Raw genomic sequence first — 16,357 nt, forward strand, 5'->3', positions numbered from 1 at the left:
CGGGCATCGACGGCCGCGCGGAGATGCGGGCGACCCGCTTACTGGACGACCTTGGAGGCCGACTTGACGAGCTCTTCCGCCAGCGTGATGCCCTGCTTCTGCGCCGCACCCGGGTTCACGTGCAGCGACAGCTTGTTGCTGGTCTCGGAGGCGATCGCACCCGGCTTCTCGCCCTTGAGGATGCGCACCACGATCTCGCCGGTCTGCACGCCGAGCGCCTTGTAGTCCATGCCGTAGGCCGCGACCGCGCCGCGCGCCACGCTGTCGGTGTCGGCAGCCACGAGCGGGATCTTGGCGTCCATGCCGACCTTGACCAGGGCCTCGTAGGCCGACACGACGTTGTTGTCGGTGCTGGTGTAGAACACGTCGGCCTTGCCGATCAGGCTGCGCGCCGCCGAGCCGACGTCCACCGAGCGCGGCGCCGCGGCTTCGACCAGGCTCAGGCCGTGCTTGGGCAGCAGCTCGCGCAGCTGCTCGACCACGACCACCGAGTTGGCCTCGCCCGGGTTGTAGACGATGCCGACACGCTTGGCGGCGGGCACGACACGCTTGATCAGCTCGACCTGCTTGCCGAGCTCGAGGGCATCCGACACCCCGGTGACGTTGGTGCCCGAGGGCTGCATCGAGGGCACCAGCTTGGCCACCACCGGATCGGTGACCGCCGAAAACACCAGCGGGATGTCCTTGGTCGCGGCCGCGACGGCCTGCGCCGAGGGGGTGGCGATCGCGACGATCACGTCGGCCTTGTCGCCGACGAACTTGCGTGCGATCTGCGCCGCGGTGCCGGTGTTGCCCTGGGCGCTCTGATACTGCCACTTCAGGTTCTTGCCGTCCTCGTAGCCGGCCGCGGCCAGCGCCTCCTTGACCCCGTCGCGCACCGAATCGAGCGCGGGATGCTCGACGATCGCGGTGATGGCGACCGACTTCTGCTGTGCGTACGCCGGCATCGCCGTCGCGAACGCGAGCGCCAGCGCGCCGAACAGGACCTTGCGGGACAGGGGGAAGGACATGGAGGTCTCCTTGGCAGCCTTGCGGCCGGGAATTCTTCGAAAAAGGCACCAGGCCGGCATCTTGGCCAGCACGGTGTTGCAAAGGACGCGAGTTTAACAGCAGGTCCGGATTGCGCGATTGCGGTGGACCCGCAATCGCCGTGGAGGGCACTCGCACGACTTGCCTGATGAACTGTATTTTTATACAGTCAACACATGCTTCCCGCCTACGCCGAACTCCACTGCCTGAGCAACTTCAGCTTCCAGCGCGGCGCCTCGCACCCCGAGGAGCTCGTCGCGCAGGCGGCAGCCTTCGGCTACAGCGCGATCGCCCTCACCGACGAATGCTCCTTCGCCGGCGTGGTGCGCGCCCACCGCGCGCTGCAGGCCCTGCCCGAAGCCGGCCGGCCGCGCCTGATCGTCGGCTGCGAGCTGCGCCTCGCCGACGGGCCCTGCCTCGTCCTGCTCGCCGCCGATCGCGCCGGCTACGGCCGGCTCTCGCGCCTGCTCACCCAGGCCAGGCGGAGCGCCGACAAGGGCCGCTACCACCTCACGCGCGCGATGCTCGACGCCACCCGCGCAGACGAGGCTGCCGCCGAAGCCCTGCCCGGCTGCCTGGCGCTGCTGATCCCACCCGAGGAATTCCCGCCGCCGGGTGCCGCCGGCGACGCGGCCATCGCCCTGCGCAGCGAAGCGCGCTGGCTGGCGAAGCGCTTCCCCGGACGCTCCTGGATCGCCCACACCCCGCGCCTGGACGGACGCGATCCCGCCCGCCTGCACTGGATCCTGCGCATCGCCCAGGCCACCGGCGTCCCTGCGGTCGCCGCCGGCGGCGCGCTCATGCACGAGGCCGCGCGGCGCCCGCTCGCCGACGTGATGAGCGCGCTGCGCCTGCACTGCAGCGTGGCCGAGGCCGGCCTGGCGCTCGCGCCCAATGCCGAGCTGCGCCTGCACGAGCGCGCGACCCTCGCCCGCCGCCATCCTCCCGAGCTGCTCGCCGAGACCGTGGCGGTGGCGGCGCGCTGCCGCTTCGACCTCGACGAGCTGCGCTACGAGTACCCCGCCGAGCTCGTCCCCGCGGACGAGACCCCGACGCGCTGGCTGCGCCGGCTGGTCGAGGGCGGGCTGGCCTGGCGCTACGGCAAGGCCGGCAAGGAGCGCCGCGCAGCCGCGCCTGCCACGATCGCGGCCGCACCGCCACCGGCCGAAGACCCCGCCCCGCCCACGGTGCGCGCGCAGATCGAGCACGAGCTCGCGCTCATCGCCGAGCTCGGCTACGAGCCCTACTTCCTCACCGTGCACGACATCGTGCGCTTCGCCCGCGAGCGCGGCATCCTGTGCCAGGGCCGCGGCTCGGCGGCCAACTCGGTGGTGTGCTGGGCGCTGGGCATCACCGAGGTCGACCCGCAGCTGGGCATCATGCTGGTCGAGCGCTTCATCTCGCGAGAGCGCGACGAGCCGCCCGACATCGACGTCGACTTCGAGCACGAGCGCCGCGAGGAGGTCATCCAGTACCTCTACCGCAAGTACGGCCGCGAACGCGCCGCGCTCGCCGCCACCGTGATCCGCTACCGCGCACGCAGCGCGCTGCGCGACGTCGGCCGCGCGCTCGGCCTCGACGAGACGCAGATCGAGCGCCTCACCCGCGAGCACCACTGGTTCGACGGCCGCCACATCCTGCCCGAGCGCCTCGCGGAGGCCGGGCTCGACCCCGCCAGCCCGGTCACGCAAAGGCTGGTCGCACTCACCGAGGAACTCATCGGCTTTCCGCGCCACCTCTCCCAGCACGTCGGCGGCTTCGTCATCGCGCGCGGCCGGCTCGACGAGCTGGTGCCGGTGGAGAACGCCGCCATGTCCGATCGCACCGTGATCCAGTGGGACAAGGACGACCTCGACGCGGTCGGCCTGATGAAGATCGACGTGCTCGCGCTCGGCATGCTGTCGGCGCTGCGTCGCGGCCTCGCCCTGGTGTCGGCATGGCGCGGCGAGGCGCTGACGCTGGCGACCATCCCGCGCGAACGAAAGGAGGTCTACGAAATGCTGTCGCGCGCCGATTCGGTCGGCGTGTTCCAGGTCGAGTCGCGCGCGCAGATGACCATGCTGCCGCGCCTGAGGCCGCAACGCTTCTACGACCTGGTGGTGGAAGTCGCGATCGTGCGCCCCGGCCCGATCCAGGGCGGCATGGTCCATCCCTACCTGCAGGCGCGCGAGCGTGCGGCGCGCGGCGAGGATCCGTTGGACGGCCTGCGCGAAGAGATCCGCGGTGTGCTGGCGCGCACGCTGGGCGTGCCGATCTTCCAGGAGCAGGTGATGCAGCTCGCGGTGGTCGCGGCCGACTTTACCGGCGGCGAGGCCGACCAGCTGCGCCGCGCGATGGGTGCCTGGCGGCGCAAGGGCGAGCTCGAGCGCTACCGCCAGAAGCTGCTCGACGGGCTGGCGAACAACGGCTACGACCCCGACTTCGCCCAGCGCCTGTGCCAGCAGATCGAGGGCTTCGGCAGCTACGGCTTTCCCGAATCCCACGCCGCCAGCTTCGCGCTGCTGGTGTATGCCTCGGCCTGGCTCAAGTGCTTCGCGCCCGCGGCCTTCCTCGCCGCGCTGCTGAACAGCCAGCCGATGGGCTTCTACGCGCCCGCGCAGCTGATCCAGGACGCCCGCCGCCATGGGGTGGAGGTGCGCGCGGCGGACGTCGGCGCCAGCGCGTGGGACTGCATGCTGGAGGCCGCCGACAGCGCGCAGCCCGCGGTGCGCCTCGGCCTGCGCATGATCCGCGGCCTCGGCCGCGAGGCCGCCACGCGCATCGCCGCCGCGCGTGGCGAACACGCCTTCGCCGACACCCAGGACCTCGCCGCGCGCGCGCGGCTCGACACCGGCGAGCTGCGCACCCTCGCCGCCGGCGGTGCCCTCGCCAGCCTCGCCGGCCATCGCCGCCAGGCCCTGTGGCAGGCGAGCGGCGCCGCGCCCCTGCCCGGCCTGCTCGCCGAAGCCCCTGGCGGCGACGTCGCCGCCACGCTGGACGCCCCCGCCGAGGCCGAAGACCTGCTCGCCGACTACGCCCGCCTCGGCTTCACCCTCGGTCGCCACCCGCTCGCCTTCGTGCGCGAGCAGCTCGCCCGCCTGCGCTTTCTCACCGCCGCCGACATCACCGCCGCGCCCGACCGCATGCTCGCCCGCGGCGCCGGCCTGGTCACCTGCCGCCAGCGCCCCGGCACCGCGAAGGGCACGCTCTTCCTCACCCTGGAAGACGAGACCGGGCTCACCAACGTGATCGTCCGCCCCGAGCTCTTCGAACAGCAGCGCCGCATCCTGCTCGGGGCGCGCCTGATGGGCGTGTTCGGCCAGATCCGCCGCCAGGGCCGGGTCGTGCATCTGGTGGCGAGCCGGGTGGTCGACCACTCGCCCCTGCTCGGCAGCCTCGCCGCGCGCAGCCGGGATTTTCACTGACGGCCCGTACGCGCCTCCTACCCGCCGGTGCTATCCTTTCCCCCGTTGCGATTCCGGTTCGAGGAGCCTCTTCCATGAACGCGCACAAGATCGACGACCCCTTCGGATTCCGCGAACACCCGGGCGTGTACGACACCGGCACGGGAGCGATCAAGATCGTCGAAGCCAACCGCGGCATCCCCGGCATCGAGCGCGTCGTCATCCGCAGCTATTGCGGGCGCACGCAGGACAACCGGGTTTTCTATCGCCTCAGCGCCGACCGCAGCCGCGAGTTCGCCACCCTGGCGGAGGCCTTCGCCGCGCGCCCGGTGCACCTGACCTGAGGCGGCGCGACACCACCCGGCCCAGTTCGCGTGGTGACGTGGCTTCGCCCCACCTCGCTCGCAGCACTTCGCTCACGCCGCGTCGTTCAAGCCGGCCCGGCGCCCTCCGCGCGCGCGCCCGTCCCGCCACTCCGCCACGAAGCGCCGGGCATCCGGCACCCAGTCGGCGAAATCCTGCGCGAAGCCCGCCGGGTCGGCCACGAACTCCACCTCCGCGCCCGCGAGCGGGTTGGGCTGGCGCGCCCGCCGGCCCATGCGCGCGAGCACGTCGGCGATGCCCTCCAGCCCGGCGTAGCTGCCCAGCCAGTCCTCGCGCGCCATCCGCTCCAGCGCAAGGTGAGCCGACGCGGGCAGGTCCGCCCTGCGCGCCGCGAGCTGCCGGTACACCCCGGCGCAATAGGACGCCAGCGCCCCTTCCCCATGCTCCGCCCAGTCGCGCGCCAGCAGATGGTCCCAGAAGATGTCGACCAGCACCCCGGCGTAGCGCCGCCGCGCCGCCGACACGCGGGCGCGGCTGGCGCGGAAGGCCGGGTGGGTCTCGGCGAAGGCGTCGATCGCGCGGTGCAGCGCCACCCCGCGTGCGAGGTCGGCGGGCAGCGCGCCCGGGAGTGTCCCCTTGACCCAGTCCCCGAAGACCCCGCCCACCACCAGCGCGGGCGACTCTCCGGCAAGCCAGGCGTGGGCGAGGAAGTTCATGCGCCCTGCCCGTCCGCCGCACGCCGCCGCAGCAGCGCAAGCCACCCCAGCGCCGCGGCGGTGAGCGCGAGCGGCGCGATCGAGCCCACGTTGAGCAGATTCCAGCCCTGCGTCGTCACCAGCGCGCCCGAGGCGAAAGAAGTAAACGCCATCACCGCGAACACCACGAAATTGATCGCCGCCTGCGCCTTGTCCTTCTCCTCCGGCCGGTAGGCTTCCATCGACAGCGTGGTCGCGCCGGTGAACAGGAAGTTCCAGCCCACGCCGAGCAGGAAGAGCGCGAGCAGGAACTGGTGCAGGTCCTGGCCCGAGAGCGCCACCGCCACGCAGGCGAAGTTCAGCACCACGCCCACGCCCATGATGCGCAGCACGCCGAAGCGCTTGATCAGGTGGCCGGTGAAGAAGCCGGGCGCGAACATGCCGATCACGTGCCACTCCAGCACCAGCGCCGCGTCCGAGAAGGGCATGCCGCACACGTCCATCGCCAGCGGCGTGGCCGCCATCAGCAGGTTCATCACGCCGTAGCTCATCGCCGCGGCCAGCACGGACACGATGAACACCGGCTGGCGCAGGATCTCGCCCAGCGGCCGTCCGCCGTCGGCACCCGCCTTCTTCACCGGCTGCGGCGGAAACCGGATTCCGGCCATCACCGCCATCGACACCAGCGCCACCACCGCGAGCGCGAGATAGGAGCCGAGGAAGGGCACGGCCATCGCCTCGCGCGTGTGGTTGGCGAGGTTGGGACCGATCACCGCACCGATGAGGCCGCCTGCCAGCACCAGCGACACCGCCTTCTCGCGGAAGGACGACGGCGCCAGCTCGCCGGCGGCGAAACGGTAGAGCTGGCCGTTGGCGCTGTAGTAGCCGGCGACCACCGTGCCCGCCACGAGCAGCCAGAAGCTGCCGAGCGACAGCGCAAAGGCGCACAGCAGCGCGGTCAGGAAGGCCACCAGCAGGCCGAGCTGAAAGGAGACCTGCCGCCCCCAGCGCCGCTGGCTGCGCGCCACCAGCCCGGTCGACAACGCCCCGCCCACCACGTAGCCCATCACCGGCAGCGTCGCCATCCAGCCCACCGGCGCCAGGCTGAAGCCCACCAGGCCGTTGATGGCGATGAACACCACGTTGTTGGTCAGGAACAGGCCCTGCGCGATCGCGAGCAGCCAGAGATTCTTCTTCATCGTTGAATGCTTATGTACACGAGAGACTGAACTCTACTCGTTCTGTCCGAGCCACGCCTCCGCAAGCGCGCAAGCCAAGCGGTGGCTCGGCGCGGAGGCGGCCGTGGCGTTGCCAGTCGGCGCCATGCAGATCCGTCCGCGATGATCGCGACTTGCATCGCGCCTACACGGGAGCCCTCGCGCATCTCGTGCATGCGGCGGCTGCGATTTTCGTGGGAGCGACGCAAGTCGCGATCGGCCGCCCCCCGCGCCCGGCTCGAAGCCGACGGCCAGGGCGGTTTCGACAAGATCACGCACGATCGCGTCCTCGGAGGCAAGCCTGGCGTGCCCCGGCCTGCAGGGCGACAGCTCGAGGACTTGGGCGCAGACCGCGCCTCAACGCGCGGGAACGTCTCCTCCGGGCGCGGCGCCGCCGCCAGATCCCATGCCCGCTCCGGATCCCATGCCCGCTCCGGATCCCATCCCCGCTCCGGATCCCATGCGTCCTCCCGGACCCATCCCCCCTCCGAGCCCCATACCCGCTCCGGGTCCCCGTCCTCCGCCCGGCCCCATGCCACCGCCCGCCCCCATCCCGGCTCCCGCCCCCATGCCACCGCCCGCCCCCATGCCGCCGCGCATCGGCGGCTCGTCGGGGAGGGTGACGCCGCGCTCGCGTGCACGCTCGACCATCTGCTTGTGATGCTCGAGCCGCAGCTGCTCGCGTTCCTCGGGCGTACCCGCAGCACGCATGCGCTCGCGATGTTCCACGCGCTCCTGCTCGGTCATGATCTGGGCGCCGAAGACGGGCGCCTCCTCCCCCGGCGCCGCGACGGGTTGCTGGGCGAAGGTCAGCCCTGCGCACAGGACACCCATTGCCGTTGCCATCAGCGTACGCGTCTTCATGGTCTTCTCCTTTACGACGTTGGACATTGCTCGCCGGCCCTCCCGGAGGGCATGGCAGCTCTCAGGCTCGTCCGCGTCAAATGTAGTCTTCCCGCGGGGGGCGTGTGTACCGCAGTGTATCGCCGTCCCGTCAGCCGCCACACCACTGCCACGACGCCCGCCCGCCAGACCTTCATCCCTCCCGCAGGCGCGCCCGGGCAAACCCGACCCCTGCCCGCAGCAGCTCGCGGGGACCATAGCGATGGCGCATGTTGCAGCCCTCGCACAAGGTCGGGAGCGCCGCCATGCCCTCGCGGCGCCGCAACACCGCAGCCACCGGATCGGCGGCGACATGGCCGATCGGATGGCGGTGCGCGACATCGTTGTAGCAGTAGAGATAGTCACCGCCCGCGGCGACGAACAGGTCGACATTGCGCGGAATGCAGCCGAAGCGGTTGCGCCGCCACTGGCGGAAGATCTCGGCCGCGCTCGGCACGAAGTCGAGTTCCTGCGAGCGCAGCCCGTGCCGGCGGATCATCCGCCGCAGCTCCGCGCTCGCCAGGCGATGGGCCTCGAGCTTGCCGCCGCGGTTGTAGAGCGTGGGCGACATGGTCAGCCGCTCGATCCCATGCGCGCGCAACCACGCGATGGTGTCGCCCAGCGCGGGCAGGCAGTCGGGCATCGGGGTGAGGCTGATCGCAAGCCGGGTGCGGCGCAGGACGCGGCTCGCCGCCTGCAGGTTGTCCATCACGCGGCGCTGGTCGAGATTGACGTGAACGCGGGCATAGACGTCCGGGTCGATGCTGGAGAACGACACCATCAGCAGGTCGATCGCACCGTCGAGGTGCCGCAGGCGCTCGACGTCGAGCAGGTGACCATTGCTGACCATGTCGAAGCGCACCGGGTGCGGGCGCAACTCGTCGATGAACTCGAAGAAACGGGGATGCGTGGTCGGCTCGCCGTAACCGGCCAGCACGACCCGGAAGATCTCGTCCGGCGCCAGGCGATCGAGCACCTGCCGCCAGGTCGCCATGCTCATCGACTGCGGGCGGTCGATGGCCTCGCGCGGACACATCGCGCACGCGGCGTTGCACTTGCTGGTCCACTCGACGTTGGCGGCGATGCGGTAGGGAATCTTCATGCAGCGCCCCGCGCGTCGGCAGTGGGGGGGTGCAGTGTGGGGACGTGGCGGGCGCAGTTGGGCACGACCTGCTCGACGTCCACCACCACGGCGCGGTCCTGCCCGGGGAAGAGCCTGGCCGCCGCCTCGCCCTCGAGCAGCGTCGCCCGTCCATTGACGCGCAGGCGGGCGCCGTCGCCGAAGTCGATGAACAGGCAGCCGACCTGCGGATTCTGCCGCAGGTTGCCCAGGCTCATGAACGCGCCGTTGCCGTCGAAATCCGGGAACGCCAAGCGGCGCGCATCGAGGATGCGCACCAGGCCGGGGCCGCCCCCCTTGAAGGAACAGTCGCAACGCCCCGTGGCATCGCTGGTGGCGAGGAAGAAGAACGGGGCCGCCGCGAGCCGGGGCTGCACCCAGTCCGGGAGGTGATCCCACAGCAGCCGCTCCCGGCGCGCCGCGTCCCACAGCGATGCGGTGCCCCAGCGCTGCTGCAGGGCGCGCTCGCCGGCATGGAAATCTTCATTCGATGGCATCTTCCCGTCCCCGCTCGCAGGTTCACGCCGGGCGCTCGGCAACGGCCGGAGGGCCGACTTGCACCCGACGAGCGCTCCCACGCGGAGCGCAGGTTCACGGTAAGGACGCCGTCTTAAGCGACGCTTAAGGGCGGGCCGCTCCGCCGGACGTGGAGCACGGCAGCACCTTCCCCTCATCGCCCTTCACCCGGCGCGGCACGGCGGCATCCCGCGGCAGCACCACCCGCACCTCCAGCCCGCCGAGCGCACAGCCGTCGAGCGCGATCGTGCCGCCATGCAGTTCGACGATGCGCGCGACGATCGCCAGCCCGAGACCCGCCCCCTGCCCGCCACCAGCGCGGAAGAAGCGCTCGAACACCTTCTCGCGCAGCTCCGGCGGCACGCCATGGCCGCTGTCCTGCACCCGCAGCACGATGGCTGCGGGCGTGGCCTCGAGCAGCACGCGGATGCAGCCGTCGGGCGGCGTGTGCCGCACCGCGTTGCCCACCAGATTCTGCATCAGGATGCCCAGGCTGCCGGCATCGCCGAGCAGGTGGAAGTCGGCCCCCTCGTCCGCCTCGAGGGCGAGGTCCTGACCATGTTCGTCGGCGAGCGGGGTCAGCTCGGCGAGCTGCTCGCGGACAAGCGCGAGCAGCTCGATCGGCAGCCTCTTGGGCCGGCTCGCGTCGGGTTCGAGGCGGGCCAGCGTCAGCAACTGCGCCACCACCCGGGTGGCACGCTCGATGCCCGAGCCCAGCAGCCGGAGCGCCTCCTCGCGATCGGCCGGATCAGGCGCCTGCAGCGCATTCTGGGCATGGATGCGCAGCACGGCCAGCGGCGTGCGCAGCTCGTGCGCGGCATAGGCGAGGAAGCGGCGCTCGCGTTCGAGCAGCTCGTTGACCTGATGCAGCAGGCGGTCGAGCGCGGCCACCATCGGCTCGAGCTCCTGCGGCACGTCCTGCAGCGCGAGGGCGGAGAGGTCGTCCGGCCCGCGCGCCTGCAAGGATTCGACGATGCGCGCGAGCGGGCGCAGGCCCCAGCCGATCGCCAGCCACACCAGCACGGCGACCAACGGCAACCCGACGAGATCGGGCAGCACGCTGCGCAAGGTGATCCTGCCCAGGAGTTCTCCCCGCACGTCCTCGCGCTCGCCGACCAGGATCCACTGGCGGTCGCGCGCATCCCGGAGCAGGAAGAGCCGCCAGGCGCCATCGTGCAGACTCACCGTGTGATAGCCCGCAAGATCCTCTCCCACCTCGCCGAGCCCCTGCTGCTCGGCGCCCCTGGTGCGTGCGCCGAGCAGCAGGTCGAGCGCACCCATCGGCGCCGCGGCGGACTGCAGCAAGGCCAGCCCCTGGTCGTCGACCACCACGAAGCCGAGCTTGCCCTCGTACTCGTGGCCCAGCGGCAGCGCCTCGTCACCGTCCTCGCGTTCCGCGTCCGTCCCCTCCCCCACGGCCGCACCGAGCCCCCCCGCATCGAGCGCGTCCTGCAGCGCCGCACGTGCATCCGGTGCCATCCCGCCCGGGATCATGCCCGCGAGCAGGCGCGCCTGCTGGGCGAGACGGGCATCGAAGAGTTCGCGTACCTCGTGGCGGGCATCGCGATAGCCGAGGTAGGAGATCGCACCCAGCGCCACGCCGAGCAGGCCGAGCACGAGCAACAGGGTGCGGCGACGGATCGAGCGCATCAGGCCTTGTCCGCCAGATAGCCGACGCCGCGCACGGTGCGGATCAGCTCGGGGAAGAGCTTGCGCCGCAGATGGTGGATATGCACCTCGAGCGTATTGCTCTCGGCCTCCTCGCCCCAACCGTACAGGGCCTGCTGCAGCCGGTCGCGGGTCAGCACGCGGCCGGGCTGGGCGAGCAGCTCGTGCAGGAGCAGGAACTCCTTGCGCTGCAGGAGCACCGGCTGGCCACGGTAGCTCACCTGCTGGTTCACCGGGTCGAGGAGCACCTCGCGGTGGTTCAGCACCGGCTGCGCGCGATTGGCGCTGCGGCGCAGCAGCGCGCGGATGCGGGCCTTGAGGTCGTCGACGTCGAAGGGCTTGACGAGGTAGTCGTCCGCGCCCGCATCCAGCCCGGCGATGCGGTCGCTGGTGGCGTCGCGCGCGGTGAGCACCAGCACCGGCACCGCGTTCGCGGTGGCGCGCAGGCGCTGCAGCACCTCCAGCCCGTCCATGCGCGGCAGCCCGAGGTCGAGCACGGCGAGCGCGAAGTCCTCGTGGGTGAGCGCATGCAGCGCGCTCGCCCCGTCCTGCACCCAGTCGACCGTGTACGCCTCCGGCTTGAGCGCGACGCGGATCCCCTCGCCGAGCGCGGCATCATCCTCGACGAGCAGGATGCGCATCCCTTCCCTCCCTCGTGTTCCCTGCATTCATGGGCGCTGCGTTCATCCGCATATTGGACCCTTACTGCGCGCCTTGCGCCAGCTTCGCGACCACCTGCTCGAGCAGGCGGCGCGCTTCGGCGCGCCGGCCGGCGTCGGCGCTCGCGCGCCCGGGGCGGTCGGGGGCGGCGAGCGCCTTCTCCAGCGCCGTGCGCGCTTCGGCGTAGCGCTTCTGCCGCGAGAGGAAGTCGCCGTAGAAGTAATTGGGATCGATGCCGCCGGGGTTGATCGCCAAGGCCTGCTTCAGCAGCTTTTCGGCCTGCGCGTCGTCGCCGAAGCCCAGCGGCCATCCGGGCACCTGATAGTAGAGGCCGCCCAGGCTGGTGTAGGCCGAGCCGTCGAGCGCGCGCGGGTCGAGCCGCAGGGCGGTCTCGAGCTCGGCCTTGGCCTCCTTGACGAGGCCGAGCGCGCCGAGCCCGCCCTTCGCCCCTGCCCAGGTGCTCACGACGATGGCGTGCCAGATGCGCAGCTCGGCCGCCTCGGGCTCGACGGCGACCGCCCTCGCGGCGCGCTCGGCGAGCTCGGCGAAGGCCGCTTCGCGCTGCTTCTCGGGCAGGCCGTAGTGGATGTCGGCCCAGCGGCCCTGCACGGCCTGGAGCTCGGCCTTGCCGGTGTCGGCGAGCGCGAAGGCGGCCGGCGCGGCCAGCAGGGAAAGGAGCGGAAAGGCGAGCGGGAGCGCGACGCGGCGGGCGAGCCGGAGTGTCGCGGTGGCGAACGGTTTGTGGTCGGGCATGTTCATGGGCGGTTTTCCTCCGGTTCGGAATGGGCGAAACGCTGGATGGTGGCCAGCTGTCCGCGCAGGGCGCGATCGACCACGCGCGGCAGCAGCCGGTTGAGGCGGGCGAAGAAGCGCTCCGGCCAGCCGAGATGGCGCTCGGGCGACTCGTCGCGCAGCGCCTGCACGATCGCGGCGGCGACCTGCGCCGGCGGGTCCATCGCCACGCGGAGCGCGCGGTTCATCTCGACCACCGCGCCGGCATTCATCGCGGTGCGGGTGGCGCGCGGCGCCAGGTAGAGCACGCGCACCGGGCCGTCGGCGAGTTCCCGGCGCAAGGCCTCGGCGAAGCCGCGCAGACCGAACTTGGTGGCGCTGTAGGGCGCGAAGCCGGGATAGCCGATCGCGCCGAAGGTCGAGCCGACGAACAGCAGCAGCGCGCGCGGGCGCTCGCGCAGCAAGGGCAGCAGGCGCCGGGTGAGCAGCATCGGCGCCACCAGGTTGAGCGCGACCTGGGCCGCGATGGCGTCGTCGTCCTGCTGCTCGACGAGGCCGAAGCGGTTGAGGCCGGCGGCCTGGACCACGCAGTCGACGCCGCCGAAATCCCGCGCCGCGGCAGCCACCGCATCGACGCCGGCGGGGGTGGCGAGATCGGCGGCGAGCGCGCGCAGCGCGTGCGGAAAGCGCCCCTGCGCGGCCGCGAGCTTGTCCGCGTCGCGACCGACCGCCAGCACCTGCGCGCCCGCCTTGCAAAGCTGCTCGACCAGCGCGTCGCCGATGCCCCCGCTCGCGCCGGTGACCAGCACGCGGCATCCGCTCAGTTCCATCGCGGCGCTCCTCAGGCCGCCAGCGGCAGGCCGCGGAAAATGTCGCCGTACAGGCGATAGACGACGCGCGCGGTATGCACCACCGCGGCGCGGTCGTCGTCCTCGTCGAGCCGGTTCATCAGGGTCGCGAAGAAATCCATGTGCTCGAGGTCGAGGCTGCCGTGCGAGTTCAGGTAGCTGAAGGCCTCGGGCGGCAGCCCCAGGCTGCTGCGGATCGTTCCCGCCGCGCGGGTGGCGAGCGCGATGCTGGTGCCTTCGAGTACGTTGACCATGCCGAAGAAGCTCACCGGGTTATGGCGCGCGATGCGATCGTAGACATAGGCCACCATCAGTTCGGTGGGGAGCGCCGGCTGGCTGCGGCGCACCGCCTCGGGGTCGGCGCCGCAGGCGGCGAGGTCGTTCAAGATCCACTCCTGGTGGCCATACTCCTCGTCGATGTAATCGGCGATCGCGCCGCGCAGCCATTCGAGCCGTGCGGGCAGACGCGCGCCGCAGGCCATCAGCAGCGGCACGGTGTGGCTGACGTGGTGATACGCCTCGGTGAGGAAGGCGATGTAGCTCGGCAGCGCGACCTTGCCGACGAGCGCCTGCTGGATAATCGGCGCGGCGAACAGCATGTCGCGTTCGGCCACGGTCTGGTCCTGGAGTTGCTGGAAGAAGCTCATGTTTCGGTCTCGTCGCTGAAGGAGGTGAAGTGGACGCCCGGGGCGCCGCCATCGGCGCCGCTGCGCGGCAGGTAGTGCGCCGCGAGCGCAGCGCGGCGCAGGCGGCCGTTGGCGGTGAGGAGGCCGTTTGCCGGGGTGAAGGGCGCCTCGGCGCGCAGCCAGCGGTGCGCGCGCGCGTAGTCGGGCAGGCCCGCGTTGGCGGCGGCCACCGCCGCCTCGAGCTCGACGTCGCTGCAGTCGGCGCGGCGCGGCACGAGCACGGCGAGGTTCTCGGGGCGGGCCTCACCGTGCACCCAGGCCTGCGCGATCGCTCCCTGCTGGACCAGCTCCGCCTCGACCCACTCGGGGTTCACGTTGCGCCCGAAGGCGGTGATGAACTGGTGCTTCCTGCGTCCGTGCAGGACCAGGAAGCCGTCGTCGAAATGGCCGAGGTCGCCGGTGCCCAGCCACGCGTCCGCCGCCAACGCGTCCGCGGGCGGCGCCTCGCCGAGGTAGCCGAGCATGCGCGCGCCGCGCACCTGCACCTCGCCCTCGTCGCCGATGCGCACACCAGCGTGCGGCAAGGGCCGCCCCACCGTGCCGATACGGCGCGCCGACGGGGTGTTGAGACACACCACCGAGGCGCACTCCGACAGGCCGTAGCCCTCGTACACCGGCAGCCCGAGCGCTTCGGCACGCTGCAGCAGCCGCGGCGACACCTGCCCGCCGCCCACCGCGACGAAACGCAGCCCGGCGGGCAGCGCATGGCCTTGCTCGGCGGCTCCGACCAGGGCGAGCAGCATCTGCGGCAACAAGATCAGGCTATGCGGTCGATGCGCATGCAGGGTCTGCAGGAAGCGCGCCGGATCGAACCCCCCGCCGCCGCCGAAGCCGATCGTGCGCATCGGCAGCAGCTCGACGCAGGCGCCGGCGAGCAGGCCGGCGTACAGCCCGGCGATGTTCTCGAGCAGCGTCGCCAGCGGCAGCACACCCAGATGACGCTCGACCGCGCACGCCGCGCCGATCTGTGCCACGCTGCGCGCCACCGCGAGTTGCGCCGCCGCGCTCAGGCAAACCCCCTTGGGCTGGCCGGTGGTGCCGGAGGTATAGGTGATCTTCACCGTCCCCGCGGGCAGCGCCGCGACCTGCGCCGGCGCGCGCCGCAGGATCCCGGGCGCGACCGGCACGAAGCCCGGGAACACCGCCGCGCTCGCGCTGGCGGCCACTGGGTCGACGATCAGCGTATCGACGCCGGCACTGTCGAGCACGTGAGCCTGCTGCGCCGGCGAGAAGAAGCCCGGCAGCGGCACGCACACCCGCCCGTCGGCAAGCAGCGCGAGATCCCAGAGCGCCCACTGTAGGCCGTTGTCGAGCGCGAGCGCGACACGGCGCGCAGCCACCGACTCGAGCACACCCCTGCACGCGGCGACGGCCTCGGGCAGGCGGTCGAAGGCAATCTCCCCACTCTCGCCACGCAGCGCGGGCCGGCCGCCATGGCGGGCGAGGCCGGCCAGGAAGAACTCAGACGCATCCGGCACGGAGCTGCCCTCCACGCCCGGATTGGAGCTCGCGGCCGGCGCCCGCGAGGGTGCGATCCCCGCCCCGGATCTCGCCCGCCATCACCAGCGGGCCGGCGTCGTAGTAGCGGCCCCACTCCGGCAGTTCGGCGCCCATGCGGCGCGGATCAGCGGGACCGAGCGTGAGCGGATCGAGACCGAGGCGGCGAAAGCTGTTGATCAGCGCTGGCGTGCCGGTGAAGCACACCCAGCGCAGGCCCTCGGCGGCGAGGATGCGGGTGAGGGCGATGATCAGCAGGCGCGCGGTGCCGGCTCCGTGGGCGGCGAGGTTGCCGACCTCGACGATCCCCTCGCGCTCCACCCGCTCGCCCGCTCGCCGCGCGATGACGCGCTCGACCGGCTCGTCGAAGTAGCGTTCGAGGAAGAGCCCCTGCTCCGCCGCGCCGCGGCAGCCGACCGCGCCATGCAGGCTGCCATCCGCAGCTTCGAGGGCGAACAGTCGGGGCATGAAGTGGCGCACGCGCGCCTGGTAATGCGCCGCGAAGCGTTCGCGCACGAAGTCTTCCACCGCCGGGCGGCGGGCTTCATCGACCTCGAGCAGGCGAAGGCTGCGCGCCGCGGGCTGCGCGCCCGGGGCGGCGCTGGAAGGGTGGTCGAGCCATGGGAGGTCCATGTGTGTCCGGGTCCATTGATGAGAACTGGACCGGATCCTGACCATGCTGGCTTAAGTGCAGCTTAAGGAGGCCCCGACCGCGCGCGGCGCGCGCCGAAACCACGCGCCGGGCTGTTCAGCTTGCCTTCATGTACGCGGGTTTAGATTGCACTCGCGTTCCGCATCGGAGCGCGATCGATCGACAAACCGGAGAACCGACATGAACCGCATTCTCGCCCTCGCCGCCGCCGCGCTCGTTTCCACCTCGGCCCTCGCCGGCCCCACCTGCACCGCCCCCAAGGAGAAGTGGATGAAGGAGGCCGACTTCAAGGCCAAGGTCGAAGCCCAGGGCTACAAGATCAAGACCTTCAAGGTCACCAAGAACGACTGCTACGAGATCTACGGCTTCGACAAGGATGGAAAGAAGGTGGAGATCTACTTCAACCCCGAGACCGGCGCCGAACTCGAACGCAAGTGAGTCGCCATCG

16 protein-coding genes are annotated in these 16,357 nt (G+C 71.7%); 3 read left to right on the forward strand and 13 right to left on the reverse strand.

Features of this window, described 5'->3' with window-relative positions; translation table 11 throughout:
• Positions 1-38: 38 nt before the first annotated feature.
• Positions 39-1,010: an ABC transporter substrate-binding protein gene (locus PO78_RS04580; RefSeq protein WP_043742360.1), complete on the reverse strand. Its 972-nt coding sequence runs from the start codon at positions 1,008-1,010 to the stop codon at positions 39-41.
• 195 nt (positions 1,011-1,205) lie between these two features.
• Here PO78_RS04580 and PO78_RS04585 point away from each other — a divergent pair, with 195 nt between their 5' ends.
• On the forward strand, positions 1,206-4,433 hold the full coding sequence (locus PO78_RS04585; RefSeq protein WP_043742361.1) for an error-prone DNA polymerase: 3,228 nt from the start codon (positions 1,206-1,208) through the stop codon (positions 4,431-4,433).
• A gap of 74 nt (positions 4,434-4,507) precedes the next feature.
• The gene (locus tag PO78_RS04590; protein ID WP_043742362.1) at positions 4,508-4,756 is read left to right on the forward strand and encodes a hypothetical protein; all 249 of its coding nucleotides are present in this window, start codon (positions 4,508-4,510) and stop codon (positions 4,754-4,756) included.
• 72 nt (positions 4,757-4,828) lie between these two features.
• Here PO78_RS04590 and PO78_RS04595 read toward each other — a convergent pair whose 3' ends face one another.
• From PO78_RS04595 to PO78_RS04650, 12 genes are all read right to left on the reverse strand, one after another.
• Positions 4,829-5,452: an acyl carrier protein phosphodiesterase gene (locus tag PO78_RS04595; RefSeq protein WP_052484360.1), complete on the reverse strand. Its 624-nt coding sequence runs from the start codon at positions 5,450-5,452 to the stop codon at positions 4,829-4,831.
• Entirely contained in the window at positions 5,449-6,630 is a 1,182-nt protein-coding gene (locus PO78_RS04600) for an MFS transporter (RefSeq protein ID WP_004305335.1), read from the reverse strand. Before PO78_RS04600 ends, PO78_RS04595 begins: the two co-directional genes overlap by 4 nt.
• 375 nt (positions 6,631-7,005) lie before the next feature.
• Entirely contained in the window at positions 7,006-7,512 is a 507-nt protein-coding gene (locus PO78_RS04605; protein WP_043742363.1) for a hypothetical protein, read from the reverse strand.
• 172 nt (positions 7,513-7,684) lie between these two features.
• Entirely contained in the window at positions 7,685-8,632 is a 948-nt protein-coding gene (locus PO78_RS04610; RefSeq protein WP_043742365.1) for a radical SAM protein, read from the reverse strand.
• Positions 8,629-9,147, reverse strand: coding sequence for a pyridoxamine 5'-phosphate oxidase family protein (locus PO78_RS04615; RefSeq protein ID WP_043742366.1), 519 nt, complete (start codon positions 9,145-9,147; stop codon positions 8,629-8,631). The genes PO78_RS04610 and PO78_RS04615 overlap by 4 nt, the downstream gene beginning before the upstream one ends.
• Before the next feature lie 124 nt (positions 9,148-9,271).
• Positions 9,272-10,816, reverse strand: a complete 1,545-nt coding sequence (locus tag PO78_RS04620; protein WP_043742367.1) for an ATP-binding protein — start codon at positions 10,814-10,816, stop codon at positions 9,272-9,274.
• Positions 10,816-11,475: a response regulator gene (locus tag PO78_RS04625; RefSeq protein ID WP_043742368.1), complete on the reverse strand. Its 660-nt coding sequence runs from the start codon at positions 11,473-11,475 to the stop codon at positions 10,816-10,818. Before PO78_RS04625 ends, PO78_RS04620 begins: the two co-directional genes overlap by 1 nt.
• 61 nt (positions 11,476-11,536) lie before the next feature.
• A complete protein-coding gene (locus PO78_RS04630; protein WP_043742370.1) occupies positions 11,537-12,253 on the reverse strand; it encodes a tetratricopeptide repeat protein in 717 nt (238 codons plus the stop codon).
• Complete coding sequence (locus tag PO78_RS04635) at positions 12,250-13,056, reverse strand: SDR family oxidoreductase (protein ID WP_043742371.1); 807 nt, start codon at positions 13,054-13,056, stop codon at positions 12,250-12,252. The genes PO78_RS04630 and PO78_RS04635 overlap by 4 nt, the downstream gene beginning before the upstream one ends.
• 11 nt (positions 13,057-13,067) lie before the next feature.
• Positions 13,068-13,721, reverse strand: coding sequence for a TenA family transcriptional regulator (locus tag PO78_RS04640; RefSeq protein ID WP_043742373.1), 654 nt, complete (start codon positions 13,719-13,721; stop codon positions 13,068-13,070).
• Entirely contained in the window at positions 13,718-15,238 is a 1,521-nt protein-coding gene (locus PO78_RS04645; RefSeq protein WP_043742374.1) for an AMP-binding protein, read from the reverse strand. Before PO78_RS04645 ends, PO78_RS04640 begins: the two co-directional genes overlap by 4 nt.
• Positions 15,222-15,890: a thermostable hemolysin gene (locus PO78_RS04650; RefSeq protein WP_043742376.1), complete on the reverse strand. Its 669-nt coding sequence runs from the start codon at positions 15,888-15,890 to the stop codon at positions 15,222-15,224. Before PO78_RS04650 ends, PO78_RS04645 begins: the two co-directional genes overlap by 17 nt.
• Before the next feature lie 199 nt (positions 15,891-16,089).
• Between PO78_RS04650 and PO78_RS04655 the strand changes: the two genes are divergently transcribed.
• The gene (locus PO78_RS04655; RefSeq protein ID WP_043742377.1) at positions 16,090-16,347 is read left to right on the forward strand and encodes a PepSY domain-containing protein; all 258 of its coding nucleotides are present in this window, start codon (positions 16,090-16,092) and stop codon (positions 16,345-16,347) included.
• Positions 16,348-16,357: the final 10 nt, after the last annotated feature.

This window comes from Thauera sp. SWB20 (genome assembly GCF_000831325.1).
Classification (GTDB): domain Bacteria; phylum Pseudomonadota; class Gammaproteobacteria; order Burkholderiales; family Rhodocyclaceae; genus Thauera; species Thauera aminoaromatica.

Bases quoted from the DNA above. Each gene is read 5' to 3' on its own strand.
- PO78_RS04580 (WP_043742360.1), bottom strand. From the start codon at position 1,010: ATGTCCTTCCCCCTGTCCCGCAAGGTCCTGTTCGGCGCGCTGGCGCTC.
- PO78_RS04585 (WP_043742361.1), top strand. From the start codon at position 1,206: ATGCTTCCCGCCTACGCCGAACTCCACTGCCTGAGCAACTTCAGCTTC.
- PO78_RS04590 (WP_043742362.1), top strand. From the start codon at position 4,508: ATGAACGCGCACAAGATCGACGACCCCTTCGGATTCCGCGAACACCCG.
- PO78_RS04595 (WP_052484360.1), bottom strand. From the start codon at position 5,452: ATGAACTTCCTCGCCCACGCCTGGCTTGCCGGAGAGTCGCCCGCGCTG.
- PO78_RS04600 (WP_004305335.1), bottom strand. From the start codon at position 6,630: ATGAAGAAGAATCTCTGGCTGCTCGCGATCGCGCAGGGCCTGTTCCTG.
- PO78_RS04605 (WP_043742363.1), bottom strand. From the start codon at position 7,512: ATGAAGACGCGTACGCTGATGGCAACGGCAATGGGTGTCCTGTGCGCA.
- PO78_RS04610 (WP_043742365.1), bottom strand. From the start codon at position 8,632: ATGAAGATTCCCTACCGCATCGCCGCCAACGTCGAGTGGACCAGCAAG.
- PO78_RS04615 (WP_043742366.1), bottom strand. From the start codon at position 9,147: ATGCCATCGAATGAAGATTTCCATGCCGGCGAGCGCGCCCTGCAGCAG.
- PO78_RS04620 (WP_043742367.1), bottom strand. From the start codon at position 10,816: ATGCGCTCGATCCGTCGCCGCACCCTGTTGCTCGTGCTCGGCCTGCTC.
- PO78_RS04625 (WP_043742368.1), bottom strand. From the start codon at position 11,475: ATGCGCATCCTGCTCGTCGAGGATGATGCCGCGCTCGGCGAGGGGATC.
- PO78_RS04630 (WP_043742370.1), bottom strand. From the start codon at position 12,253: ATGAACATGCCCGACCACAAACCGTTCGCCACCGCGACACTCCGGCTC.
- PO78_RS04635 (WP_043742371.1), bottom strand. From the start codon at position 13,056: ATGGAACTGAGCGGATGCCGCGTGCTGGTCACCGGCGCGAGCGGGGGC.
- PO78_RS04640 (WP_043742373.1), bottom strand. From the start codon at position 13,721: ATGAGCTTCTTCCAGCAACTCCAGGACCAGACCGTGGCCGAACGCGAC.
- PO78_RS04650 (WP_043742376.1), bottom strand. From the start codon at position 15,890: ATGGACCTCCCATGGCTCGACCACCCTTCCAGCGCCGCCCCGGGCGCG.
- PO78_RS04655 (WP_043742377.1), top strand. From the start codon at position 16,090: ATGAACCGCATTCTCGCCCTCGCCGCCGCCGCGCTCGTTTCCACCTCG.